This is a genomic window from Shewanella sp. DNRA4, assembly GCF_012843185.1.
Lineage (GTDB): Bacteria > Pseudomonadota > Gammaproteobacteria > Enterobacterales > Shewanellaceae > Shewanella > Shewanella xiamenensis.
In genome coordinates this window covers 1-23,955 of the sequence record NZ_JABAIP010000007.1, presented here as the reverse complement: position 1 = coordinate 23,955, position 23,955 = coordinate 1, and the positions used below count along the sequence as shown (strand labels likewise).

The following is a 23,955-nucleotide window of genomic DNA, read 5'->3' as shown; positions in this document are numbered from 1 at the left end:
ATGATTAAAGAAACCGTATTTAAATCCTTTGATACACCTGCTGCGCTCGAGCAACAGTTAGCGAATAAGATCGCTAGCCAGTTACAAGAGGCGGTGGATGCCCGTGGTAAGGCGAGTTTAGTGGTCTCTGGCGGCTCAACGCCGCTGAAACTGTTTGAGCTACTTAGCATGAAATCTATCGACTGGAGTGATGTTTACATTACGCTTGCCGATGAGCGTTGGGTCGATGTCGAAGATAGCGCCTCTAACGAACGTTTAGTGCGCGAGCATTTATTGCAAAACCGCGCGGCCAATGCCAAGTTCCGTGGATTGAAGAATATGTTTTCCACCGCCGAAGCGGGCGCCGATATGACCGCCGAGTTGCTGTCTAACTTCCCGCGTCCCTTCGATGTGGTGGTGCTCGGGATGGGCAACGATGGTCACACTTGCTCATGGTTCCCTTGCAGTGCTGAGTTAAACGATGCCTTAACTACTCAAGCTTTGTGCGTGGCAACTAATCCCACCACGGCGCCCCATGGTCGGATCACATTATCTAAGAATGCGATCCTCAATAGCCGTCAGATTTATCTGCATTTGGTTGGGGAACAGAAATTATCCGTATATCGTCAAGCCTTAGAAAATGATGATGTTAATGCTATGCCTATCAGAGCCGTATTAGCGCAGCGTAAAACGCCCGTTGACGTGTTCTGGAGCGCTTAAGGAGTCACTCTCATGCACTCAGTCGTTCAATCTGTTACCGACAGAATTATTGCCCGTAGCAAAGCATCACGTGAAGCATACCTTGCTGCATTAAACGATGCCCGTAACCATGGCGTACACCGTAGCTCGTTAAGCTGCGGTAACTTAGCCCATGGTTTTGCGGCTTGTAACCCAGATGATAAAAACGCATTACGTCAATTGACGAAGGCCAATATCGGGATTATTACTGCATTCAACGATATGTTGTCGGCACATCAACCCTATGAAACGTATCCTGATTTATTGAAAAAGGCCTGTCAGGAAGTGGGTAGTGTTGCGCAGGTGGCCGGTGGTGTTCCCGCCATGTGTGACGGCGTGACTCAAGGTCAACCTGGGATGGAGCTGAGCTTACTGAGTCGTGAAGTGATTGCCATGGCAACCGCGGTTGGCTTATCCCACAATATGTTCGATGGCGCCTTACTCCTTGGTATTTGCGACAAAATCGTGCCCGGTTTATTGATTGGTGCGTTAAGTTTTGGCCATTTACCTATGCTGTTTGTGCCAGCAGGCCCGATGAAATCGGGTATTCCTAACAAGGAAAAAGCCCGTATTCGTCAGCAATTTGCCCAAGGTAAGGTCGATAGAGCACAACTACTCGAAGCGGAAGCGCAGTCTTACCACAGTGCGGGTACTTGTACCTTTTATGGTACGGCTAACTCAAACCAATTGATGCTCGAAGTCATGGGCCTACAATTGCCCGGTTCATCTTTTGTGAATCCTGACGATCCACTGCGTGAAGCCCTGAATAAAATGGCGGCTAAGCAGGTTTGTCGCTTAACCGAACTGGGCACTCAGTACAGTCCAATTGGTGAAATTGTTAATGAAAAATCGATAGTGAACGGCATTGTTGCATTGCTGGCGACCGGTGGTTCAACAAACTTAACCATGCATATCGTGGCGGCGGCGCGTGCAGCGGGCATTATCGTCAACTGGGATGATTTTTCTGAATTATCCGATGCGGTGCCATTGCTGGCTCGGGTTTATCCAAACGGTCATGCAGACATTAACCATTTCCACGCCGCGGGCGGGATGGCTTTCCTTATCAAGGAATTACTCGATGCGGGCTTAGTGCACGAGGATGTCAACACAGTTGCAGGTTTTGGTCTACGTCGTTACACCCAAGAGCCCAAATTACTCGATGGCGAACTGCGCTGGGTCGATGGTCCAACCGTCAGCTTAGATACCGAAGTATTAACCTCTGTCGCTACACCTTTCCAAAACAACGGTGGTTTAAAACTGCTTAAGGGCAACTTAGGCCGCGCGGTGATAAAAGTGTCTGCCGTTCAACCGCAGCATCGAGTGGTGGAAGCGCCCGCTGTGGTGATTGACGATCAAAACAAACTCGATGCGTTATTTAAATCCGGCGCATTAGACCGAGATTGTGTGGTGGTGGTGAAAGGCCAAGGGCCGAAAGCCAATGGTATGCCAGAGCTGCATAAACTAACGCCGCTGCTAGGTTCACTACAGGATAAAGGCTTTAAAGTGGCGCTGATGACCGACGGTCGTATGTCGGGTGCATCGGGCAAAGTGCCTGCGGCGATTCATTTAACCCCAGAAGCGATTGATGGCGGGTTAATTGCCAAGGTACAAGACGGCGATTTAATTCGTGTTGATGCGCTGACCGGCGAGCTGAGTTTATTAGTCTCAGACACCGTGCTTGCAGCCAGAACTGCCGCTGAAATTGATTTACGCCATTCTCGTTATGGCATGGGTCGTGAGTTATTTGGGGCACTGCGTTCAAACTTAAGCAGTCCAGAAACCGGTGCGCGCAGTACTAGCGCCATCGATGAACTTTACTAATACAAAGGAAGAATAACGCAATGCTTGAGAATAACTGGTCATTACAACCACAAGATATTTTTAAACGCAGCCCTATTGTTCCTGTTATGGTGATTAACAAGATTGAACATGCGGTGCCGTTAGCCAAAGCTCTGGTTGCCGGTGGGATTAGCGTGTTAGAAGTGACATTACGCACGCCGTGTGCTCTTGAAGCGATCACCAAAATCGCTAAGGAAGTACCAGAGGCGCTAGTCGGCGCTGGGACTATTTTAAATGAAGCCCAGCTTGAGCAAGCGATTGCTGCGGGCGCGCAATTTATTATCACCCCTGGTGCAACAGTTGAACTGCTCAAAGCGGGGATGCAAGGCCCGGTGCCGTTAATTCCTGGCGTTGCTAGTATTTCCGAAGTGATGACGGGTATGGCGCTTGGTTACACCCACTTTAAATTCTTCCCTGCTGAAGCGTCTGGTGGAGTGGATGCACTCAAGGCTTTCTCTGGCCCGTTAGCCGATATCCGCTTCTGCCCGACAGGTGGTATTACACCGAGCAGCTATAAAGATTACTTAGCGCTGAAAAATGTGGATTGTATTGGTGGCAGTTGGATTGCACCTACTGATGCGATGGAGCAGGGCGATTGGGATCGTATCACTCAGCTTTGTAAAGAGGCGATTGGCGGACTTTAATCCGTTATTGCACTGATTAATTTGCGAACAAAAACCACCTTTTCGGTGGTTTTTTATTACTAAATCAAAAGGCTACATTTCTTTACTCAACTCCACGTTTGAGCCAGCCTTAGGGCTAAAGAGTTGTTGATAGAGCCGTCCGGCAAACTCGTCCGTCATCCCTGATATATAATCGGCTAAGACTCTGTGACTGTTTAGACCCTGTTGTTCGCTTGCGCGCCAACGCTCTTGAGTGTTAAGCGGTAACAGGCGCTCGGGATCGGAGGCAAATGCTTCAAATAACCCCATCACAATTTGTTGCCCTTTGTATTCGAGCATTTGGATCTCGGGTTTACGGATAACATATTTATACACTAGCTGTTTTAATACATTGAGCGCATGGGCAAAGTCGGGTTCAAGGCTGGCATTAAACCGCAGCAACGGTTCCTCGAAAGCCGGATCGTCATTGATGATAATGGCGGTGACAAAGCCATTCACTAAGGTACCTATGGCATCTTTTCGCAGATGATGCTCGTGGGAGAACAGTTTAGTACCGATATCGGCCAATTCATGGCGGATCCAGAGATCATTACTGTGCTCAAATGTTGGCGCCACATCCTGCTGCCATTGTGATGCCGTTACTATCCCCATGACGATGGCATCTTCAAGATCATGTACTGCATAGGCAATATCGTCCGCCAGCTCCATGATGGAGCAATCGAAGGATTTATATTGGGTACGCAGGTGCGGGTAGTTGGGCTGAACACTTGGTTGGACTGAGGTAAAGCGAGTTCTATCTGCCGCAGATAATGGCTCAAGCACCCAGTCGAAGATGTCGTTATCATCGTCGAATATGCCTTTAACAGGCGGCCATTGTGACGGTTTAAGCTGTCTGTGGTTGGTGATTTCAGGATGATTGCCTGCGACAAACAGGTGCGATTGTGGTGCGGGATATTTTAAAATCCCTAACATGGTTCTGCGGCACAGATTCATCCCAAAATCTAAGGTGTAGGGCTCGAGTTTAGAGAGAATACGAAATGTTTGGCCATTGCCTTCAAAGCCTCCGTGGTGGCGCATCATATAGTTAAGGGCTACTTCACCACCATGACCAAAGGGCGGATGGCCAATATCATGGGCAAGGCATAAGGATTCCAGCAAACTCATTGAGTCTAATAAGGGATTATGCTCGGGATATTTACGGCTCAGCTGAGCGGCGATCCCCGTGCCGATTTGTGAGACTTCCAATGAGTGGGTTAAGCGTGTGCGATAGAAGTCATTCATGCCTACGCCAAGCACTTGGGTTTTTGCTTGCAGGCGACGAAATGCCGCAGAGTGGAGGATCCGCGCTCTGTCCCTTTGATATGGGCTGCGATGATCATTACGTCTTTGTTTATCTTCACCATGGCGGCGTTCTTGCCAAACACTTGAGGTCATATGCATTCCTAGCGGGGGTGGTACATCAGAGCATCTTGTTTATTTCGTCTAAATTCAAGGTAAAACTGGGCACAAAGCAATCCATAAAATATTTCACTGCAGGGTTAGGGTTGGACTCGAGCATGGCTTCGAGGCGTTTTCGTGCGGTGTTAAATTCAGTATTGCCAGCGCGATTTTCCTCTAAACACTTCAGGTAAGCACACAGGGTATCGGCTGATTTAACTATGGCTTTGTAGATTGGATCGGCGTTATCGCTGATAAACAGGCTGCGATAATCCTCTTTAAATTCATCAGGTACCATATCGAGCATGCGCTGCTCGGCAATGGCTTCAATTTTTTTATACTCGGCTTCAATTTCTTTATTGAAATACTTCACCGGGGTGGGTAAATCGCCAGTTAAGATCTCACTGGCATCATGGAATATGGCCAAACTGGTTGCTTGATGGGCATCGAGAGTCGTGCCAAATTTCTTATTACTGATGATGACTAAGGCGTGTGCCACCATGGCGACTTGCAGAGAGTGTTCCTGAACGTTTTCGGTGCGCACGTTGTACATTAAAGGCCAGCGCTGGATAAGTTTCATTCTGGCAAGGTGGGCAAATAAATGACTCATAAGGCTCCTTTAAATGAAGGCTAAAAGGCGCGTCACTCGACTCTGAAGATAAGTGAAAAGCAAAGTGCAAGTACGGCTATTGAGCGTAAGCCTAACACTTATCGCAAGGATAAGTGAGTGAAATAATGGCAGGATTTACAGAACAAATACAAAAATAAAGCGATCTTGTTGATCGCTTTATTGCCTAGGTTCGCTAAGTAAGCGTGATGCTGAAACCCATTTATTGTTTATAGGCTTCCAGGAAGTTACCAAATTCAGTTAATGCCTTCGTCAGATCTTCTTTATAGGGTAAAAACACCACTCGGAGATGATCAGGTTCCGGCCAATTAAAGGCCGTGCCGTGCACTAATAGGATTTTTTTATCCCTTAATAAATCGAGTACTAGGCGCTCATCATCCCTGAGATTGAACTTTTTCATATCCAATTTGGGGAAAGCATAGAGTGCGCCCTTCGGCTTTTTCACGCTCACACCTGGGATTTTATTCAACAGCTCGTAACAGGCGTCTCTTTGGACAGTGAGGCGGCCATTAGGCAGTATCAGCTCGTTAATACTTTGATAGCCACCGAGTGCGGTTTGAATCGCATGTTGATTGGGCACGTTGGCACACAGGCGCATCGAGGAGAGCATCTCTAACCCTTCGATATAACTCTTTGCAGCCTTAAGATTACCAGACAACATCATCCAACCAACACGAAAGCCCGCAGCGCGATAAGCCTTGGATAGCCCATTGAAGGTAACCGTTAAAATATCGTCCGACAGACTAGCCGCAGGAATATGCTCGGCTTCGTCGTATAAAATTTTGTCGTAAATTTCATCAGCAAATAAAATCAGGTTGTGTTCACGGCAAAGCTCGATAACTTGCAGCAGTAATTCTTTGCTGTAAACCGCACCCGTAGGATTATTCGGGTTGATCAGTACAATACCACGGGTGCGAGAAGATATTTTGCTCTTAATATCATCAAGATCGGGAAACCAATCCGCTTCTTCATCACAGCGATAATGTACGGCTTTACCGCCGGCTAAGTTAGCTGCGGCGGTCCACAGTGGGTAATCGGGTGAAGGGATCAGTACTTCATCAGCGGTGTTCAATAAGCCCTGCATGGCCATCATGATCAGTTCTGACACGCCGTTACCAATATAGACATCTTCGATATCAACGCCATAGATACCCTGCGCTTGATAATGCTGCACGATCGCCTTGCGGGCTGAGAATAATCCTTTTGATTCACAGTAGCCCTGGGCACTCGGGAGATTAAGGATCACATCGCGCACAATTTCTTCTGGTGCTTCAAAACCGAAGGGAGCAGGGTTACCAATATTGAGTTTGAGGATCCTGTGGCCTTCGTCTTCTAAACGTCTGGCTTCCTTGTGCACTGGGCCGCGGATGTCGTAGCAAACAGTATCCAGCTTATTGGATTTGATGATAGGGCGCATTTACACCTCGAAACATGCAGTTAATTTTGGCTTAAGTTTGTGCACCATAACGAAATTATCTGATTTAAGGAAGGGGCATTGAGCACAAATACCATGTTTTTTTTATTAAACGTACTAGTTAAATATGCTTTAACCTGGCATTAAATAAATTTATACAAGTTATATGTGCCGTTATTGTGTCTAATTTTGATTTTTTATACTGCATCTTGTTATGGGGTTAGCCTTTGTACCTATCAATTAGGCTGCATTGGCTCATGCACTCTGTTTTACTACAACCGCATTACCCTAGGGGCAAGATGTTAGTAAAAATGTTAATCAGTGTTTGCTTAACTGCTGATTTATCAGAGTTGATTTAAGTTAATGTCGCATTATCCTGCATTCGGTAATTTTTCGATATTTAGGCAGATTAACTGAATGCTTATTAAGCATTTAGGTTGAAATAAAAAATTCATCACACTCTAGTTATTTTGTTTAAAATCAAGTTGATAAATCATTTTTTAATTCAAAATGAAAAATTATTTAGCGCTAGCATAAATTTATAGTTGACTCGATATTCGATGCGCTTTATTTTCTGCGCGATGTTTTCGGCAGGGCACCTAAGATAACAAGCTTTTAGCAGGTTTTATCAGCGGAGTTAGTCATCATGAAGCAGCAATATTGGCGTCCGTTATCGAGGTGATTTCAGGCGCTGTTCTAAAAACTTTTGCCTTTTAGGCGACTTATTTAGAGGACCTAAGTGCATGTCTGAACCGACAGCGTTAAGTCTTATTCCACCTTTGGTGGTATTGGTGTTGGCCGTTTGGTTACGCCGCCCCATTTTATCTTTGATCATTGGTGCGGTAACGGGTTTTTTGTTACTTGATCCAACGCAAGTTTTAAATAATTTTGCAAGTACTTCATTAAAAGTCATGGCCGATGAAACTATCGGTTGGTTGATTTTGGTGTGTGGCTGTTTTGGTGCCTTGATTGCGCTGTTAGTACGTACTGGCGGTGCTTTGGCATTTGGTCGAAATGCATTGAAATTTGCAAAAGGGCCAAGATCTTCCCTGTTTATGACCTTTATTCTGGGGATTGTGATTTTTATTGATGACTATCTGAATGCGCTAACTGTGGGTGAAACCATGAAGCGTGTAACGGATAAGTTTAAAGTCTCCCGCGAAATGCTGGCTTATGTGGTTGATTCCACAGCGGCTCCTGTGTGTGTATTAGTGCCGCTCTCCACGTGGGCGGTGTTTTTTGGTGGCTTACTGGTCGATAACGGGGTGGCCGCTGAAGGTCAGGGCATTAGCGTCTACATGCAAGCTATACCGTATATGCTTTATGCTTGGTTAGCCGTCGCGATGGTATTACTGGTTGCATTGGGCGTGGTACCTGCTATTGGCCCGATGAAAAAAGCCGAGCTGCGCGCAGCAAAAGGCGAGCCCGCTGAAGCGCAAGTCGATTTAGACCAAGTGCAAACCTCTGATGAATATGCCATCGCGGCAATTGAAGAAGAGTTTAAGCATGCTGACAATCAAGGCAAATTGCATAACTTTTTAGTGCCAATTTTATTACTGGTTGCTTTTACCGTTTATTTTGATATCGACGTGTGGAAAGGGTTATTAGCGACGCTGGTTATCACGCTCCCTTACTATGCAGTTCAGCGTTTGATGCCACTGTCAGAAATGATGGATCAGATGATTGATGGTTTTAAGAGCATGTTGCCAGCTATTGGTACTGTCATTGCGGCATTTGTGTTTAAAGATGTGTGTGATGCGCTATTACTGCCACAGTACGTGATTGAATCTTTAAGCCCATTTATGACGCCTAAGCTGTTACCTGCCGTGGTATTCCTATCAATGGCGATTTTGGCCTTTGCGACGGGTTCTAGTTGGGGAATTTTTGCAGTAACCATCCCAATTGTGATGCCACTGGCGCAATCGGTGGGTGCGGATATTCCATTAGTGATTGGTGCGCTGTTGTCGGCTTCTTCTTTTGGTAGCCAAGCGTGTTTCTACTCTGATTCAACCGTTTTAGCTGCCCAAGGCTCGGGTTGTAACTTAGTAAGCCATGCGGTGACTCAGCTACCTTATGCGTTAATTGCCGCGGTTATTGCATTCTTTGGCTTTATCCTGATTGCTTAATGCGTGACTTAATACATAAAAAACCAGCTTCGGCTGGTTTTTTTATGCGCGAATGTTAATTGTAGCTTTGTGCTAACCGCTAGTTTATGGATGAATCACTTGAGTTTGTTACAAAATCTGAACTACGATTTAAAGGGATGGTAAGAAATGCAAAAAGGCGCCGATGCGCCTTTTTGTGAGGGGAGATCAAGATGAATGCTAATCTTAGTTTATTTGGACTGATTCGAAGACTTATCTGGAGTTTGCGTTTCGTTACCATCGGCTTCGTGTGGAGGCTGAGTCATGTCGGATTTTAGTTGTTTCTCTTTATCGTGCTGACCAAACTGTGGCAGTTTGAATTTAGCACTGTATTTCAGTGCGGCAAGATTGCTGGCAATCACACCTACCACCAAAATTATAATGATCCACACTTCTAAGCTCGACATAACAACTCCTTATTGAGCAACACCCTGATTAATCAACGGCTAAGCGCTGCTCACACTTACGAATATCTTCTGGCGTGTCAACTTCGATAGAGTCGAAGGCGCTGATGGCGACTTTGATCTTATGGCCATGTTCTAGGGCGCGTAGCTGCTCTAACTTTTCAAGATCTTCAAGGCGGCCTAATGGCAAGGCGGCGAAGGCTTGCACGAATCTACGGGTGTAAGCATACACGCCTAAGTGCTTGTAAACTGGATAATCTTTGGTATCGCGACCGAAGGGAATACGCGCGCGGGAGAAATACAGCGCGTAATAGTCGTTATCGAACACCATCTTCACATGCATAGGATCGTCAAGTTCGGCCTTGTTGACAATTTCATAGCCGAGGGTCGCCATTTCAAACTCGCCTGGATGACGTTCGAAGAGGCTGATCACTTGCTCGATGGAAGTCGGGTCGATTAGGGGTTGGTCGCCCTGAAGGTTGATGACCAGATCGTCATCCTTTAAACCTAATTGGTTAATCGCATCATTGATACGGTCTGTGCCCGATGCCGCATCAGGGCTGGTCATGACCACTTTGCCACCGAAGCCTTCGACGGCGCTTTTAATACGCTCATCATCGGTTGCAACGTAAATATTGGTGAGGCCTTTGGCTAACGACGCGCGTTCATACACGTGTTGGATCATCGGCTTGCCGTTAATCGGGGCTAAGGGCTTGCCCGGGAAGCGGCTTGAACCATAACGCGCCGGGATTAACAGAGTCACATTCATTAAATTTTATCCTACTTTATCAGAGATATGCAGTGTAGATAGACAAAAGGGCTCACAATGAGCCCTTGTCATCTGCTTGAGAGCTTAAATGCGACGGAACAGGGCAGTCAACATTTCGTCAGTGACTTTCTCTTCCCATGTTGGGCCGTACACGTTTGCCCATAATGGACCCATGCTCTTAGTCACGGCAACCATTTTCGCGATGGTTTCATCTGGTAGATCTTTACAGATGTTCTTCGGCAGAGTGATGTTGTGTTTCTTCATCATCTGACGGAACTCTGCCACGCCTTCTGGGTAGAATTCTTCTAACACGTCAAAGGCGATACAGTTACCGATACCATGATGGTAGCCGAGGATGTAAGACAGACCATAGGATACCGCGTGGCATGCACCTACTTGGCTGTAAGCGATACTCATACCGCCCATAAATGACGCCATCATCAGCTTGTCGTCTTTTTCTGGGTGATCTTCTAAGTACACTTGGCGGCAAAGCTCCATGGCTTTTTCGGCATAGGCTTTAGAGAATTCGTTTAAGAAGGTACCTTCTAAGGATTCCACACAGTGGATATAGCAATCCATACCGGTGTAGAACCACTGGTCAGTTTCAACGCCATCGATTAACTCTGAGTCCATGATGATTTGGTCGAACACTGTATAATCTGAGTTCAGACCCAGTTTACGCACTGGACCACACAATACTGCGGTGCGTGACGCTTCAGCACCGGTACCAGAAATTGTTGGAATACCAATGTGGTGTACCGCTGGGTTTTTGATTAAATCCCAACCTTGGTACATGGCTGAGCCGCCTGGGTTGGTCAGCATTAGCGATACCGCTTTTGCCACGTCCATGGTTGAACCGCCACCTAAACCAACGACGCTCACTGGCAGTTTGCTATTGAAAGCTTGCACTTGTTCGGTCAGGGCATCGATTTGAATCGTGCTTGGCTCTTCATCAACGTTAACCCAAATCAGTAAGTCTTGGGCTTTGACTGGGATGCGTGCTTCGAGTGGTTTGCCTTGGTGAACGTCATCGACTAAAAATACCACGAAGTCATCGTCGGTTTTACGCTGGGCAGCTAAGACGTCGTCTAATTGGGCGAAAGAGCCACGACCGAAGATCATCTTTTCAACTACTTTAAAATTTTTAAAACTCATTGCAAAAACTCCCGTTTAATTATTGGGCAAATGCTTTCTTAATGTTTTCAATACGCTCGGCAATCTGAGCATCGGTCCAAGACAATTTAATGAGCATAGAAATAGTGCGGCTCATAATGGCATCAGATTTCGGCACAGAAATTTGAGTATAGTCAGGTCGGTCGGCAATTAATGTGATTGGTAACGCAGCAGGGGCCTTAAGCTCCTGAATGTGTTTCCAGTTTTTCAGATAATGCCAGTTGTTCACGTACCAGTAGAAGCAGCCATCTACACCATTTGCAGCTAATTTCTTGCTGATCTCTTGGGTACGGGCTTCTGTTGGTAACATAAAGCTTAAGAAGCCGGCTGAATCACCCTCTGGATCGGGGATTTCACGGAAGCTGACTTCAGGAATGCTCGCCATAGCTTCTTTAATGGCTTTTTTGTTTTTACGTTGAATATCGATAATGGTATCGAGTTTACGTAACTGAGCTAAACCTAAGGCCGCATTCATTTCAGAGATACGGAAATTCAGACCCATAATCGGGTGTGACTCGGCGCCACGGTCTTTACCAATATGGTCATGGCCGTGATCGGAGAACTGGTGGGCGTTATCGTAAATTTCGGTATTATTGGTGATCACCGCGCCGCCTTCACCACAGGTGATGGTTTTAACAGAATCGAAAGAGTAACAACCTACATCACCGATAGTACCTAGGGCTTGGCCCTTGTAGCTGCCGCCAATGGCTTGGCAAGCATCTTCTAACAATACTAAGTTGTGCTTTTTACAAATGGCTTTGATTTCGTCCATCTTGGCCATAGAGCCACACATGTGTACTAAGTTTACCGCTTTAGTACGTGGAGTAATTGCCGCTTCAATGCCCTCTGGTGATAAACACAGGGTTTCGTCGATTTCGGCAAAAATCGGTACTGCACCGGCCATAAAAATCGCTTCTACAGACGCAACAAAGGTAAAAGGTGGCACGATAACTTCGTCGCCAGCGCCAATGCCCGCGGCCATCATTGCCGTTTGCAGCGCGGCTGTACCGCTTGATAACAGATGGGCATGCTTAACATTCATTTTCTCGCAGAGCAGTTGCTCCATATCGCGAGTCTTCCAGCGATCATTACGCATATGGTCGAAGTTATAACGGAAGGTAAAGCCGTGCTCCATCACATCGGCAACTTCTTGTTTTTCTTCTGGACCAAATAATTCAAAACCGGGCATGGAAGGTATCTCCTTAGAATTTGTGGCGCATGGTCGCGCTGCAATTAACTGGCGGATTATAACTGGGCTAAAGATCCCTTGCGATGTTTTCTTGATGAAAATAAGGCCATGTTGAGATTTCGCGCTTAGTTTTTGCTCACTTAGCAAGACTAGATGAATGAAATGATAAATGTTGTCTAACGCGATGAAGTGAAATGGTCTCCTTGAGATAGATTTTGGTTATTTCTCGTAAATGAATAGTGAGTATTTGCCTTTAGGGCGTAAAACCAAAAACCTGCACAGTGGCAGGTTTTTGTGGTGTAACCTTGTCATGCAATCTCGGTGTTAACCTCAATCGCAGTATGAGCATTTACACGACTTGTGCACGGTCTACCGTAACATCAAGATCCGTTAATAGACCATTATCGATACCGTAAATCCACCCATGGACAGCCAGTTCTTGGCCGCGAGACCAGGCTTCTTGCACGATAGTACTACTGGTGACATTGGAAACCTGTTCAATCACATTGAGCTCACACAGGCGATCAAAACGTTTGGCTTCATCCATTTGCATTAATTCATCATGATGTAGGCGATAGACATCGCGCAAATGGCCGAGCCAGTTATCGATAAGTCCAAGGCGCTGATTACCCATTGCGGCACGTACACCACCGCAGCCGTAGTGACCGACGACCATAATATGTTTCACTTTAAGCACATCGATGGCGTATTGCAGTACTGACAGGCAGTTAAGATCGGTATGGATCACCATATTGGCTATATTGCGGTGAACAAAGACTTCGCCAGGCATTAAATCGATGATTTGGTTAGAAGGGACTCGGCTGTCTGAACAACCAATCCAGAGATACTCAGGGTTTTGCTGTTTTGCCAGTTGTTCAAAAAAATCAGGGTGTTCTTGACTGATGCGTCCGGCCCAACGGCGGTTATTATCGAATAAGGGTTTGAGTAGTTTCATTTTAACCTATTGTTTTATAGACATATTAAAATGTCTTTTGCCCTAAATGATGCAAGCCGCATCTTTTTTGCGATTGAGTATACCAGCAAAATCGTGGCCTCTGGTCTATCCAATTAAGTTTAAACTCAGGTTTGACCATGACTTAATTCCATCAACAGTTAAATAATTTGGTCTAATGCTTTGAATTTTTAGGGATAAAACTTATTTACCCTACACCTAAGCGCTCAATGTTACTGTTGGCAAAAGAGGGAACACGGGAATCAATGGGGAAGTCTGTTATTGCGCATGGTGCAATCACGCAGAACTTTTCGTTTAACTTAGGCCGGGGTTGTATATATCTATATGATTTAAAATGCTTAATGTAAAAATTTGATGCCTTCTTATTGAAAGAAGGCATCAATAGGTACAATCAGGTTAATCCCTAAAACTTACCTACAACTTTGACATTGGGCGTCACTTCTGCTGCATCCACAAAGCCGATCATATTTGGATTGGCGGCGACGAGAGTAAGAATCTCAGCACTGGATTCGACCACTTTAGGCGGTTGTCCTTGTCCAGAAAATACGAGTTTTGACCAATAGGCTTTTAACTGACTTTCTGTTTTATTGAGGATTTGTTTTACAAAGGCTTCCCTGACAGGTGAGCCTTCCGCTTGATCGAGTGCGACAATCGTGCCTCCTGTCGAAAAGGTTTTAAGCTTTCCCGAATAAATTCTTGAAATATCGGCAGCTGATATCTCTGAACTGTTCGAAGGGTGAACGATTACGGCGATTTCCGCTTGAGCCCATTGACTGAGTAATAGGAGTGCACACAAGCTGATTGGCTTGACGATGTATTTAGCAATGTGAGGTAAATTCATAAATGACTCCTTAGAAAACAAGATCAACAGCCATGCTTAAGAGTTGTTCATCGGAGGTCGGCTTATCATTACTGTAATTGGTGTATTCCAGTTTTAGCGCCGCAGAGGGATGAAAATCCCAGCGGGTTCCGATGATGTAATAGGAACTATCCTCTTGTTGTGCTTCTAATGCGGCTTTCGTTCCTATCACTAATGGCGCGAGAGCTGCTTGATTGGCCGGAGGTAGGGCGTTGTAGACAGGCAACATTGCATCATAGGCATCATATTGTGGGTCACCTTTATCAATGCCATAGGTTAAATGGAAGGTAAAATCATGGTAACGAACACCCGCTGAAACAAAGGCAGAATCTTGAATATTAAAACTGCTAGGGTCGACGTCTATTCGGGTGTATTCCGCTAATATAAACCACTTTCCTGCGTCATATTTGACGTTAGCGCCAATAAGTAAGGCACTATCCTCTATCGCTAATAAGTCATTTACAACTTGATCATCGAATAAACCTGTTTGGGAAATGGCTTCACCCAAACCAAGTAGTGCTGGCAGTTCATATGAGAAATCCGTGACTATCCCCACATTTAAACCGTACTCAAATCCAGCGGTGCTAAAATTGAAGTTCATAATATGGCCCTTGGCGGAAAAGGGCGCTGGGGGCGTTGATGAACCGACAGGCGCATAGTCAGACACCGATGTCGTAATATATTTATAGGTTAAGCCAACTTCAGTATTGCCCCATAAATCTGAATAAACTAATCCAACGCCTTCGCCAGAATTAAAGGGGAGCGAATAGACTCCCCTTGGTGGCGTTATCCAATGGTAGGCATAGCCAACATCGATATAATCGGAATATTTGTAAAGATTAAATCGTTGTCTTCCAGCCATTAGCATCAACTTATCGCTAATGTCATAGGAAATATAAGCCCATTCAAACTCTGCACTATAATCGTCACTGCCACGGGAGAGGACTTGTGCGGTTGCTCGTAAGCCGCTCCCTAAATCTGCGGAAAATTGTAATGCGACTTTGGAGTCATTATTAAAGTCGATTTCTTTATCATAACCGTAGTAACTTTTATCATCGGATAAACTTGAGCCAGCAACAATGGAGGCAAAGCCGTTTATTTCAACATTCGCGTAAAGGGATGGAATATAGAGTGCGGTCAACACACCTAATGCAACTGTACTTTTTCTCATGTTAGGAAACCTTTTTGAGGGAATACAGTTTAAAGGTAGTTGAATTTTTGGCGTTTTCACGATTTTGCAACATTTTTGGGGCAGTTAACAAATCGATGTTTGTTAAGCCTCAAGTGGGATAGCACTCCAAGATTATTGGAAAAGGTTTCGAGTAATAGGCAAAAGACTCATTCTTATTCACGGTTCTAGAATATGAATCTGTTAGAGCATGGGTGACATGCTCTAACCATCATGGTGCGTATTAAGCGTATTGGCTGAGAAATGCTAATAATTGCTGATTAACAAATTCGGCTTGTTCTAGACTTGAAATATGGCCAGCATTTGGAATATGCACTAATTGGCTGCCATTAATGGCATCACTCATCAAATAACTTTCTAAAACACTGCGCGCCTTGTCTTCTACACCCACCATGATTAAGCAAGGTAAGGTAAATTGTTCGGCAAATTCTAGGGTATCGCGCCGACCAAAAATGATCCGTCCAAGTTTTACTATGTCGGGAATGCGTTCTGGCGTTAGCGCAGCTAAGTCGCTTTCAAAACGTTGCACTAATTCGGGATTATTCGCTTTGGCATTATCTGCAAAAAACAGCGGTGAAATTGCTTTGATAAGTGCTGGCGGAATACTGCCAGCGGTTTGGATCATGTCTAACATCCCAAAATATTTGGCACGGGTGATTTCTGGCTCAAAACCAATAAAACTGTCCAGCATGGCAAGCGTCTTGACGCGAGCAGGCGCCTTAAGCACCAGCTCTGCCCCCCACATGGCGCCAACGGACAAACCGATGAGGGAAAATGTCTCAAGTTCGAGGGCGTCCATCAGGGCTAACATATGCTCACTAATGTCTAACAGGCTATGGCAGTTTTCCGGTACGGTGCCAGATTGGCCGTGTCCCCAGAGATCGGGTACGATACAGCGGTAGCTTTTGCTTAAGAGCGCAATTTGTGGTGCCCACATGGCGCTGTCCCACAGGTAGCTGTGGCCAAATAACAGGGCAGGGCCTGTGCCGATATCAAGGTAACTAAGTTGGCTACCCGCGATGCTAATTTGTTGCCTGTATGATGATAAATCCATAAAACCTACTTAATCTATAAAACCAAAAACGGGAAGGGACGTCGGCTAAAACGTGCAGAAAAAGCTATTAAGGCTGCGCAATCCGATGCACATATTCCGCTACTAACTCGGGTAAACGCCGGATCACGGCGTCTTTTAGCAACATATCGCTCTGCTGGATAACCTGCGCTAAGGCCTGCACCTCAAATTGGGGTAACAGGGTTTGAGACACGGGGAAATAGCTGATATGCCAAGGCTCTGCACTTACCGCGCTTTGGCCTTTCTGGAACGGAAAATAAAACCCAAAATCCTTGGCATTAGCCACTAGCCACTGGTGCAAGTGGGCGCAGGGGCCACCATCACGGTATTCGGCGTCCACTAGACGCAGGGATTTGACCTCAATTTGCTCGGCATCAAATACATCGATATCCGTTCCCCAATGGTGACGCGAAGCACCAGGCAGTGCCGACCAGAGTAAGATCAAATCGACTAACTCATCATCGCTGAGCGGCGCGATATCCGCGGGCTGCTCATTGATATCTAGGACCACTCGTTTACCGCTGGCCTTGGCATTCCAAATGGCGAGTTGCCGATCGAAGGGGCGATAGGCAGAGCAAATCGCCAGCTTAATACCGTCTTTGGCGGCACTGTCGGCCATTGCCTGAAAGGCAAGGGCGGTTTGTAACTCTAACTTAAACCGCGTTTCTCGCTGATGATAGGGGCTGAGTAACTCAACGAACACTAAGTCGCTCATTGAGTCAGAGTCTAGATCTGCTGTTAAACCTGTCTCTCCCCTTGGCTCTAGACCATAGAGCAGGGCTTTTTTTGCCGTGATAGCCATGGTATTTAACACAGTAACTGTTCCAAAATCACTTCATAACACAGCGCTAATTGCTCTAGATCGTCTACCTTCACGCACTCGTTCACTTTATGGATTGTGGCGTTTACTGGGCCAAGTTCCAACACTTTGGCGCCCGTTGGCGCAATAAAGCGCCCATCGGAGGTGCCGCCGGTGGTTTGTGGATCGGTATCATAGCCCGTGACTTGACGAATGGCATGGCGGGTCGCGTCTAACAGTGGGCCTTCGCCGGTTAAAAAGGGTAAGCCGTTAAAGGTCCAGCTGATGTCATAATCCAGTTCGTGGGCGGTTAATAAGGCTTCCACGCGCTCGATGAGTATCTCGGCGGTCACTTCGGTGGAATAGCGGAAGTTAAACATCACCTCCAAGGCGCCTGGGATCACGTTCGATGCGCCTGTGCCGCCGTTAATGTTGGCGATTTGCATGCTGGTGGGCGGGAAGAATTCGTTGCCATTATCCCAATGGGTTTGGCTTAACTCGGCTAAAAAGGGGGCGGCTTTGTGGATAGGGTTATCCGCAAGGTGCGGATAGGCCACATGGCCTTGAATACCTTTAACGGTTAAGTTGGCGGTGAGACTACCACGGCGGCCATTTTTAACCACATCACCGAGTTTTAAGGTCGACGAGGGTTCACCCACCAGCGCCCAAGTGATTTTTTCATTACGGGCTTCTAGGGTGTCGATAACCCGTGTGGTGCCATTGATAAAGGGGCCTTCTTCATCGCTAGTGATTAAAAACGCAATCGAGCCAGAATGATTTGGGTGCTTAGCCACAAAACGTTCGGTCGCGACGATCATCGCCGCCAGTGAGCCTTTCATATCTGCAGCGCCGCGGCCATAGAGGTAACCGTCAATAATGGTTGGCTCAAAAGGCGGAGTATGCCAGCGACTTAAATCACCTGTTGGTACGACATCGGTATGGCCGGCAAAACAAAATACTGGGCCTGTATTACCGCGCCGCGCCCACATATTGGTGGTGTCTTCAAAGACCATGGGCTCAATATTAAAGCCTATGGCGGCAAGACGTTCAGCCATTAAGCTTTGACAGCCTTCATCTAGCGGGGTGACCGAAGGACGAGCGATTAACGCTTTAGTCAGTTCGGTAACCGGGTGAGTGTTCGAAGCGTACGTCATAGGGAAAACACCTTCTTATATTCGGCTTCGTTAAAGCCCACTAGCACTTGTTCACCCACAACCAGCACTGGCCGCTTGAGCAGTGTCGGGTGAGTGAGCATTAGTTGAATGGCTTTGGCTTGGTCGATATCCGCTTTATCGGCATCACTTAAGGCGCGAAAACTGGTACTGCGTTTATTAAAGACGGTTTCCCATCCGGCAATTTGACACCAATGCTGCAGATCCTTTTCTGCTAATCCATCTTCCCTAAAGTCATGGAAGTTGACCGAAAGTTGATGGGTTTCAATCCATTTACGTGCTTTACGCACAGTATCGCAATTTTTAATACCAAAAAGGGTCAAGATGATGCTCCTATCGAGGGGCGCCGTTGGCACGCATTGATTTTGCTCGCATTGTGGCATTGTGTGTTGGATGCTACAAGGGGATATCGGATTGTTCGGCTAAGTATTGAGAAAAAGATGAAGTGAATAAAGGGAATCGATTTTTGTAAGTCGTGACGTTTAAATCTATTAACTTTTAACTCTATTTAAGACGTTTTGCGTTTATCTTTTTGTCCACATAACATAAATAAATGCCCATCGATGGATGGGCATTTACTACTATGTGAAACAGCCTAAATCAAGCATAAGCTAGGATTTAGAATTTTTGGTTGTAGCGAACATAGTATTCACGGCCAATAGGATCGTACAAGTAGGTGTCATATCCTGGGAAGCCCAAGTTTTCATTCATTGCAGGTTCTTCGTCGAGCAGATTACGAATACCTACATTCACCTTAGCATTCCAAGGTAAGTTGTAACCTGCTTGCGCATCTAACAACCACTGGCTTGGTGTTTTGCCATAGTCCTCATCTTCTTGGCTATCAGTATAACGGGCAAACAATGATGCTTCCCATTCACCTTGGGTCCAAGTTGTGCTGAGGTTGGCACGGAATTGTGGTTGACCAACATCACCTACAATATCTTCAAGCTCGGAATAAGGACCATCCTTTGACTCCCAGCTTAATACGTAGTTAGTTTCTGCGCCGAAGCGGAAATCACCCATACTGGTTTCAAGTAGGTAACGAATATTGAAGTCAATACCAGAAGTTTTTAATTCACCGAGGTTCATCTTCTGTAGAACAACATAATCAATTTTACCTGTTACAGGGTCTCTAAACAGAACATTTGACATATCAAAGCCATCACGCTCTTGGTTAATGACGTCTTGGGTTGACATGGTGCTAATCACACTGTCGATTTGAATGTCATAGTATGAGATTTCAAAATCTAATGCGTCGGTGACGTTCCATACCAAGCCTAAAGAGAGTGAAGTCGACTCTTCGGGTTCTAAGTCATCATTCCCTTGATATTGAGCTTTGAATTGTTCTTGCACGCAACCATTTGGATTACCTGGACATTGCGTCCAGTCTTTAGCCCAAAGATAGGTTTCTGAAGCTGTAGCGTATAAGTCATCAAAGGTCGGAGCTCTAAAACCTGTGCCATAAGAGGCACGAACTAACAGCGAGTCCACGGGACGGTAACTTAAACCCACTTTAGGATTAAAGGTACTGCCAAAATCACTGTAGTCATCGAAACGTGCAGATAATTCTAAATCAAGTCCATCGATAATCGGGAACATGGTCTCAGCAGAGAAAGATAACACTTCTCGTGATTTACCTTGGATATTGTCGCCACCTGAAGTACCGATAATATTACCTAGGTTTGAACCCGCATCATTAGTCTTGTCGTACTCGGTACGCATAAATTCAAAACCGATGGCTAAGGGGACTGTGCCTGCTGGTAATTCAAATAAATCAAAGCTTGCACCACCATCGATTCCGTAGGTTTGGACGCGACCAGTGAAAATTCCTGTATGGGCGGCTTCTTGCAGTTGCAGCTCGTTTGAGCCTTCAACATAACCTGTACCCGCTGCAAAGTAATCTAATTTACCATTATCCAAAAACTCTTGGATCATATTGGCATTGGCTAATCCAGTTTGAATGGTGGTGACATCTGAGCGAATCCACTGAGCACCTAAGTTCCAAGCGGTACCGCCTAAGATGTCACTATGACCTTCAAGCGAGGTTAAGAAGTTGATATCGGTATCTTCAACATTAGTAACACGTGGCCCAAGTGGTGTCGTGCGCATTCTTAAATTGATAGTATCACCACCAATTAAATTACCTTCAGTATCATACTTCAGTTGACTTTTTAAGTAATCGTTGCCGTATTTATTAACTGTCGCTAGATAAATATCACTGTTTTCTTTTGTCCAACGCAATTTAGGAGCATAACTGTTTGGTGCGGCGGCATATTGCCCCTCGGTCCAAACGCGGCTCATCATTAAGCGGTTAGTCCAGTTAATATCTTCGGTTAACTCGTGGTCTACTTTTACGAAGGTTGAGAAACGTTCTTGTGCCGCCATCGTTGCCGACTCTGCTGCAGCATTATATGAACAGGTTTGATTTCCATCAGGTCCTGTGACTAAAGAGTTTCCCTCACCGCAACGTTCATCTGCAAATGATACTGTTTGATATTTTCCGGTTGGTTTTCCGTCCGCATCTAAAATTGGTTTTGTTTTATCAACATAAGAACCAGTACCTGGCCAGCCATGAGCGCTATAAAGGGTATCGCTGTAATCGCGATCCGCATCGTAAAGTGCTGCGCGATTATAGTATTCAACCGAGGCAACCATATTGGTTTTTTCGCCATTGACACCAAAAGTGAAACGAGCATTTGATTTCTCTGCTCCACCATGTTGAGTCGCACCTAAATCTGCATCAAATTCAACACCTTCAAATTCTTTTTTGGTGATAATGTTAATTACACCAGCAACTGCATCAGAACCATAAACCGCTGATGCGCCGTCACGCAGAACTTCAATACGTTCAATCGCTGCCATGGGGACAACGTTGAGGTTTTGTGTTCCGCCACCAAAGGCAACCGACGAGCCCATACGACGACCATCGATTAGCACTAAAGTACGTTGTGAACCTAAACCACGCATGCTTACTGTGGATTGTGAAGATTGTCCAGAACCAAAGCCTGATGCTTCGCGGAAAGAGCCAAAGCTGTTTTGCGATAGGTTACGCACAAAATCAGACACAGTAGCTGTACCAGAAGCATCAATTTCTGCGCGGCTGATAACTGTCACTGGAGAGGATGTTTCCATATCGGTACGTTGGATTCTTGATCCGGTTACAGCGATACGTTCAACTTTATCAGCATCTACAGCACCTTGTTCTGCAGCCATCGCAATCGGTGCAATCGAGGTGGATACAAAGGCTAATAAACTAAAACGAACCGCACGAGCGACGGTTGTTTGCGTAGTCATATTTTCATTCCCTTAACAATGCCGTGATGATCAGGAAGGTTTTCATCAAGGCTTATATTTATTTGCAACTGCCCTCCATAACCAGAAAATTATCATTAACAACTTTAATATCAACAGCTTAATTGTTGGTTTATTGATGCGTAGATGTTGTATTTGTAATCCTTGGCTGGCTAATTAAGTGAGATGTAAAATAAATAATGACGGCATGGCGTGCGTTTTGGGGTGGTTGTATCTTAATGTAACTAAACATTGTGTTTACAATGTCAGTTTTTGTACTAGGTCTTTAGTTTGATTGAGTTTTAGATTCTGTGAGCTAAATCAAGTTCGGATAAAAGCGGTAAATTGGGAGTATCTTATTAACTGTTGAAAATAAGTGCATTATTGTTGAGGCTTCAGAGATTTAACAAATCTCAACAGATAAGCGCATAACTCGGGCATTTTAAACTATGGCTTATTTCACAATAGGGAGTTGGGTCCATTGTGTGGTATAGCGTGGAGAGAGTTGACCACGCTTCATTCTCCAATCGGCATTAAGTCCTTGTCCTGCAAATTGAATATTTCCTTTACCACTGTGATTGATACCATCAAGCAGTTTCATCAATTCTTTACTTTTAGGTTGTGGTTTGGCCTCGTCAAACAAGCCTAATTGAAATACTCCCGGCGCATAAAAATCTCCTAGCATGACGCCAGCTTTAGCATAGGCGGGACCTGCACGCCAAAGCCGATGCAATAGTCGCTGCGCTAATTCGATAAAATCACGGGTATCGTCACTGGGATACACAAGATGACCAGTGAGTACTTGGCTATATTGGGGCTGATGTTGCGTAAAATAACTGCTGCGAATAAACACCGATAATGTGCGGGCAAACTGTCCCTCCGCTCGCAATTTCTCGCAGGCCCTAAAGGTATAGTCACTGATAGCCTGCTGCATCGCCTCAAAGGTGGTAATACGTGCGCCAAAGGAGCGCGAGCTGATGATTTGCTGCTTTGTCGCTACCACCTGCTGAATATCATCACAGGCAATACCGTTAAGCTCGTACACCGTTCGCTCAACCATGACGGAAAAATTGTCTCGGATAAGTTTAGGATGGGCATCTGCAAGCTGTAGAGCGGTATGGATGTCCATCAGTTTTAAACGTTGCGCAATTTTTCGGCCAATGCCCCAAACTTCATCAATGGGAGTGAGCGCCATTAACCGGCGTTGGCGTTCTTTATCGCGTAAATCGACAACGCCTTGGGTAGCGGGATACTGTTTTGCGGCATAGTTAGCTAGCTTGGCTAAGGTTTTGCTCGGCCCAATTCCTACGCAGACACTGATCCCTATCCATTGCTGGATCCGCTGACGAATATCCATGGCTAACTGGTTAATATCTTGACATTTATCGAGCCGAGACAAATCCAAAAAAGCCTCATCGATTGAGTAGACTTCAACCCTAGGCACCATCTGCTCAAGTGTGGTCATGACGCGATTTGAAATATCAGCGTAAAGGGCATAGTTGGACGAAAATACCGCCACATTATGGGCGCGGATCATCTCCATCACTTGATAAACCGGCACGGCCATTTTTATGCCTAATTGCTTTGCTTCCGATGAACGCGCGACAACACAACCATCGTTATTTGACAGCACAACGATAGGTTTGCCCTGTAGATCGGGCCGAAACATACGCTCACAGGACGCATAAAAATTATTACAGTCTACGAGGGCGAATAAGTTGGCGGTCATTTGAGTTTTTTCACCACACAAGTCACGACACCGAACAGGTCTAACTCTGACTCGTGGCTGAGTGGAATTGCACTGTAGGCCGGGTTACATGGCAATAATTGCACCACAGGACGTAATTGCAATTGCTTTACCGTAAATTCCCCATTGATGGCCGCCACTACAATATCCCCATGGGTGGCTTGTAAGGCTCGGTCAACCACTAATATATCACCAGAGGAAATTCCGGCATCGACCATAGAATCGCCTTGAACTTTGACAAAAAAAGTTGCGGTGGGGTGTTTGATACAAAGCTCATTTAGATCAAGCGATTGCTCAATATAATCATTGGCGGGAGAAGGAAATCCCGCCGCCACCGATGTGCTAAAGAAAGGATATTGGATTTTTGATTGTTCAGGAGTAACCATGATCATATGCATCTATATACTGTACATATACAAGGGCTATCCATTTAGCGCCACCAGTGTCAATATGTAGTAATGAAAACTTCATCGTATTTATTAAAAGCTGGCGTCGATTACCCTACAAATTGGGACG

Annotated in this window: 21 protein-coding genes; 4 read left to right on the top strand and 17 right to left on the bottom strand. The window is 45.6% G+C overall.

The features are described from left to right. From pgl to HG547_RS08905, 3 genes are read left to right on the top strand one after another with little or no spacing between them, the layout of a single operon-like run. Window positions 1-699 carry a 6-phosphogluconolactonase gene (gene pgl, locus HG547_RS08915; RefSeq protein WP_037418721.1) on the top strand — a complete coding sequence of 233 codons (699 nt, stop codon included), beginning with the start codon at window positions 1-3 and terminating at the stop codon, window positions 697-699. Between the two features lie 12 nt (window positions 700-711). After that, complete coding sequence (edd, locus tag HG547_RS08910) at window positions 712-2,538, top strand: phosphogluconate dehydratase (protein ID WP_088585636.1); 1,827 nt, start codon at window positions 712-714, stop codon at window positions 2,536-2,538. Window positions 2,539-2,558: 20 nt separating this feature from the next. Beyond that, on the top strand, window positions 2,559-3,200 hold the full coding sequence (locus tag HG547_RS08905; protein WP_055648241.1) for a bifunctional 4-hydroxy-2-oxoglutarate aldolase/2-dehydro-3-deoxy-phosphogluconate aldolase: 642 nt from the start codon (window positions 2,559-2,561) through the stop codon (window positions 3,198-3,200). A gap of 72 nt (window positions 3,201-3,272) precedes the next feature. On the opposite strand, the gene HG547_RS08900 is transcribed toward HG547_RS08905, so the two are convergent. From HG547_RS08900 to HG547_RS08890, 3 genes are all read right to left on the bottom strand, one after another. Next, the gene (locus HG547_RS08900; protein ID WP_169547653.1) at window positions 3,273-4,613 is read right to left on the bottom strand and encodes an anti-phage deoxyguanosine triphosphatase; all 1,341 of its coding nucleotides are present in this window, start codon (window positions 4,611-4,613) and stop codon (window positions 3,273-3,275) included. 25 nt (window positions 4,614-4,638) lie between these two features. Next, window positions 4,639-5,226 carry a 5'-deoxynucleotidase gene (gene yfbR, locus HG547_RS08895; protein WP_037430288.1) on the bottom strand — a complete coding sequence of 196 codons (588 nt, stop codon included), beginning with the start codon at window positions 5,224-5,226 and terminating at the stop codon, window positions 4,639-4,641. A gap of 220 nt (window positions 5,227-5,446) precedes the next feature. Then, window positions 5,447-6,661 (bottom strand): pyridoxal phosphate-dependent aminotransferase, encoded by a 1,215-nt coding sequence (locus HG547_RS08890; RefSeq protein WP_169547652.1) that lies wholly within the window; start codon window positions 6,659-6,661, stop codon window positions 5,447-5,449. A 740-nt stretch (window positions 6,662-7,401) separates the two neighbouring features. Here HG547_RS08890 and HG547_RS08885 point away from each other — a divergent pair. Further along, the gene (locus HG547_RS08885) at window positions 7,402-8,784 is read left to right on the top strand and encodes a Na+/H+ antiporter NhaC family protein (protein ID WP_037418738.1); all 1,383 of its coding nucleotides are present in this window, start codon (window positions 7,402-7,404) and stop codon (window positions 8,782-8,784) included. 209 nt (window positions 8,785-8,993) lie between these two features. Here the strand turns inward: HG547_RS08885 and HG547_RS20835 are convergent, their stop codons facing one another. The 14 genes from HG547_RS20835 to umuD all read right to left on the bottom strand — a co-directional run bounded on the left by HG547_RS20835 (window position 8,994) and on the right by umuD (window position 23,825). Further along, window positions 8,994-9,209 (bottom strand): DUF2897 family protein, encoded by a 216-nt coding sequence (locus tag HG547_RS20835; protein WP_037430289.1) that lies wholly within the window; start codon window positions 9,207-9,209, stop codon window positions 8,994-8,996. Between the two features lie 28 nt (window positions 9,210-9,237). After that, window positions 9,238-9,975: an 8-amino-3,8-dideoxy-manno-octulosonate cytidylyltransferase KdsB gene (gene kdsB / locus HG547_RS08875; protein ID WP_011622622.1), complete on the bottom strand. Its 738-nt coding sequence runs from the start codon at window positions 9,973-9,975 to the stop codon at window positions 9,238-9,240. Window positions 9,976-10,059: 84 nt separating this feature from the next. Then, window positions 10,060-11,130: a 3-deoxy-alpha-D-manno-octulosonate 8-oxidase KdnB gene (gene kdnB, locus HG547_RS08870; RefSeq protein ID WP_055648240.1), complete on the bottom strand. Its 1,071-nt coding sequence runs from the start codon at window positions 11,128-11,130 to the stop codon at window positions 10,060-10,062. Window positions 11,131-11,149: 19 nt separating this feature from the next. Then, window positions 11,150-12,337, bottom strand: a complete 1,188-nt coding sequence (gene kdnA, locus HG547_RS08865) for an 8-amino-3,8-dideoxy-alpha-D-manno-octulosonate transaminase KdnA (RefSeq protein WP_037418748.1) — start codon at window positions 12,335-12,337, stop codon at window positions 11,150-11,152. Window positions 12,338-12,686: 349 nt separating this feature from the next. After that, window positions 12,687-13,292: a carbonate dehydratase gene (can, locus tag HG547_RS08860; RefSeq protein ID WP_037418751.1), complete on the bottom strand. Its 606-nt coding sequence runs from the start codon at window positions 13,290-13,292 to the stop codon at window positions 12,687-12,689. 421 nt (window positions 13,293-13,713) lie between these two features. Continuing rightward, window positions 13,714-14,151: a substrate-binding domain-containing protein gene (locus HG547_RS08855; RefSeq protein ID WP_037418757.1), complete on the bottom strand. Its 438-nt coding sequence runs from the start codon at window positions 14,149-14,151 to the stop codon at window positions 13,714-13,716. A 10-nt stretch (window positions 14,152-14,161) separates the two neighbouring features. Continuing rightward, entirely contained in the window at window positions 14,162-15,340 is a 1,179-nt protein-coding gene (locus tag HG547_RS08850) for a porin (RefSeq protein ID WP_169547651.1), read from the bottom strand. Between the two features lie 241 nt (window positions 15,341-15,581). After that, a complete protein-coding gene (locus tag HG547_RS08845) occupies window positions 15,582-16,412 on the bottom strand; it encodes an alpha/beta hydrolase (protein ID WP_169547650.1) in 831 nt (276 codons plus the stop codon). Window positions 16,413-16,479: 67 nt separating this feature from the next. Further along, entirely contained in the window at window positions 16,480-17,145 is a 666-nt protein-coding gene (locus tag HG547_RS08840) for a M15 family metallopeptidase (RefSeq protein WP_051714139.1), read from the bottom strand. Window positions 17,146-17,237: 92 nt separating this feature from the next. After that, window positions 17,238-18,383, bottom strand: coding sequence for a succinyl-diaminopimelate desuccinylase (gene dapE / locus HG547_RS08835; RefSeq protein ID WP_169547649.1), 1,146 nt, complete (start codon window positions 18,381-18,383; stop codon window positions 17,238-17,240). Further along, the gene (locus HG547_RS08830; protein WP_169547648.1) at window positions 18,380-18,784 is read right to left on the bottom strand and encodes an arsenate reductase; all 405 of its coding nucleotides are present in this window, start codon (window positions 18,782-18,784) and stop codon (window positions 18,380-18,382) included. Before HG547_RS08830 ends, dapE begins: the two co-directional genes overlap by 4 nt. 235 nt (window positions 18,785-19,019) lie before the next feature. Beyond that, on the bottom strand, window positions 19,020-21,695 hold the full coding sequence (locus tag HG547_RS08825; protein ID WP_169547647.1) for a TonB-dependent receptor: 2,676 nt from the start codon (window positions 21,693-21,695) through the stop codon (window positions 19,020-19,022). Window positions 21,696-22,146: 451 nt separating this feature from the next. Continuing rightward, the gene (umuC, locus tag HG547_RS08820) at window positions 22,147-23,421 is read right to left on the bottom strand and encodes a translesion error-prone DNA polymerase V subunit UmuC (protein ID WP_169547646.1); all 1,275 of its coding nucleotides are present in this window, start codon (window positions 23,419-23,421) and stop codon (window positions 22,147-22,149) included. Then, the gene (gene umuD, locus HG547_RS08815) at window positions 23,418-23,825 is read right to left on the bottom strand and encodes a translesion error-prone DNA polymerase V autoproteolytic subunit (RefSeq protein ID WP_229777742.1); all 408 of its coding nucleotides are present in this window, start codon (window positions 23,823-23,825) and stop codon (window positions 23,418-23,420) included. The genes umuC and umuD overlap by 4 nt, the downstream gene beginning before the upstream one ends. Between the last annotated feature and the right edge of the window lie 130 nt (window positions 23,826-23,955).

Bases quoted from the DNA above. Each gene is read 5' to 3' on its own strand.
- dapE (WP_169547649.1), bottom strand. From the start codon at position 18,383: ATGACGTACGCTTCGAACACTCACCCGGTTACCGAACTGACTAAAGCG.
- HG547_RS20835 (WP_037430289.1), bottom strand. From the start codon at position 9,209: ATGTCGAGCTTAGAAGTGTGGATCATTATAATTTTGGTGGTAGGTGTG.
- umuC (WP_169547646.1), bottom strand. From the start codon at position 23,421: ATGACCGCCAACTTATTCGCCCTCGTAGACTGTAATAATTTTTATGCG.
- kdnA (WP_037418748.1), bottom strand. From the start codon at position 12,337: ATGCCCGGTTTTGAATTATTTGGTCCAGAAGAAAAACAAGAAGTTGCC.
- HG547_RS08830 (WP_169547648.1), bottom strand. From the start codon at position 18,784: ATGCCACAATGCGAGCAAAATCAATGCGTGCCAACGGCGCCCCTCGAT.
- HG547_RS08825 (WP_169547647.1), bottom strand. From the start codon at position 21,695: ATGACTACGCAAACAACCGTCGCTCGTGCGGTTCGTTTTAGTTTATTA.
- kdsB (WP_011622622.1), bottom strand. From the start codon at position 9,975: ATGAATGTGACTCTGTTAATCCCGGCGCGTTATGGTTCAAGCCGCTTC.
- yfbR (WP_037430288.1), bottom strand. From the start codon at position 5,226: ATGAGTCATTTATTTGCCCACCTTGCCAGAATGAAACTTATCCAGCGC.
- HG547_RS08885 (WP_037418738.1), top strand. From the start codon at position 7,402: ATGTCTGAACCGACAGCGTTAAGTCTTATTCCACCTTTGGTGGTATTG.
- pgl (WP_037418721.1), top strand. From the start codon at position 1: ATGATTAAAGAAACCGTATTTAAATCCTTTGATACACCTGCTGCGCTC.
- can (WP_037418751.1), bottom strand. From the start codon at position 13,292: ATGAAACTACTCAAACCCTTATTCGATAATAACCGCCGTTGGGCCGGA.
- HG547_RS08845 (WP_169547650.1), bottom strand. From the start codon at position 16,412: ATGGATTTATCATCATACAGGCAACAAATTAGCATCGCGGGTAGCCAA.
- HG547_RS08900 (WP_169547653.1), bottom strand. From the start codon at position 4,613: ATGACCTCAAGTGTTTGGCAAGAACGCCGCCATGGTGAAGATAAACAA.
- HG547_RS08850 (WP_169547651.1), bottom strand. From the start codon at position 15,340: ATGAGAAAAAGTACAGTTGCATTAGGTGTGTTGACCGCACTCTATATT.
- HG547_RS08905 (WP_055648241.1), top strand. From the start codon at position 2,559: ATGCTTGAGAATAACTGGTCATTACAACCACAAGATATTTTTAAACGC.
- HG547_RS08855 (WP_037418757.1), bottom strand. From the start codon at position 14,151: ATGAATTTACCTCACATTGCTAAATACATCGTCAAGCCAATCAGCTTG.
- edd (WP_088585636.1), top strand. From the start codon at position 712: ATGCACTCAGTCGTTCAATCTGTTACCGACAGAATTATTGCCCGTAGC.
- kdnB (WP_055648240.1), bottom strand. From the start codon at position 11,130: ATGAGTTTTAAAAATTTTAAAGTAGTTGAAAAGATGATCTTCGGTCGT.
- HG547_RS08890 (WP_169547652.1), bottom strand. From the start codon at position 6,661: ATGCGCCCTATCATCAAATCCAATAAGCTGGATACTGTTTGCTACGAC.
- umuD (WP_229777742.1), bottom strand. From the start codon at position 23,825: ATGGTTACTCCTGAACAATCAAAAATCCAATATCCTTTCTTTAGCACA.
- HG547_RS08840 (WP_051714139.1), bottom strand. From the start codon at position 17,145: ATGAGCGACTTAGTGTTCGTTGAGTTACTCAGCCCCTATCATCAGCGA.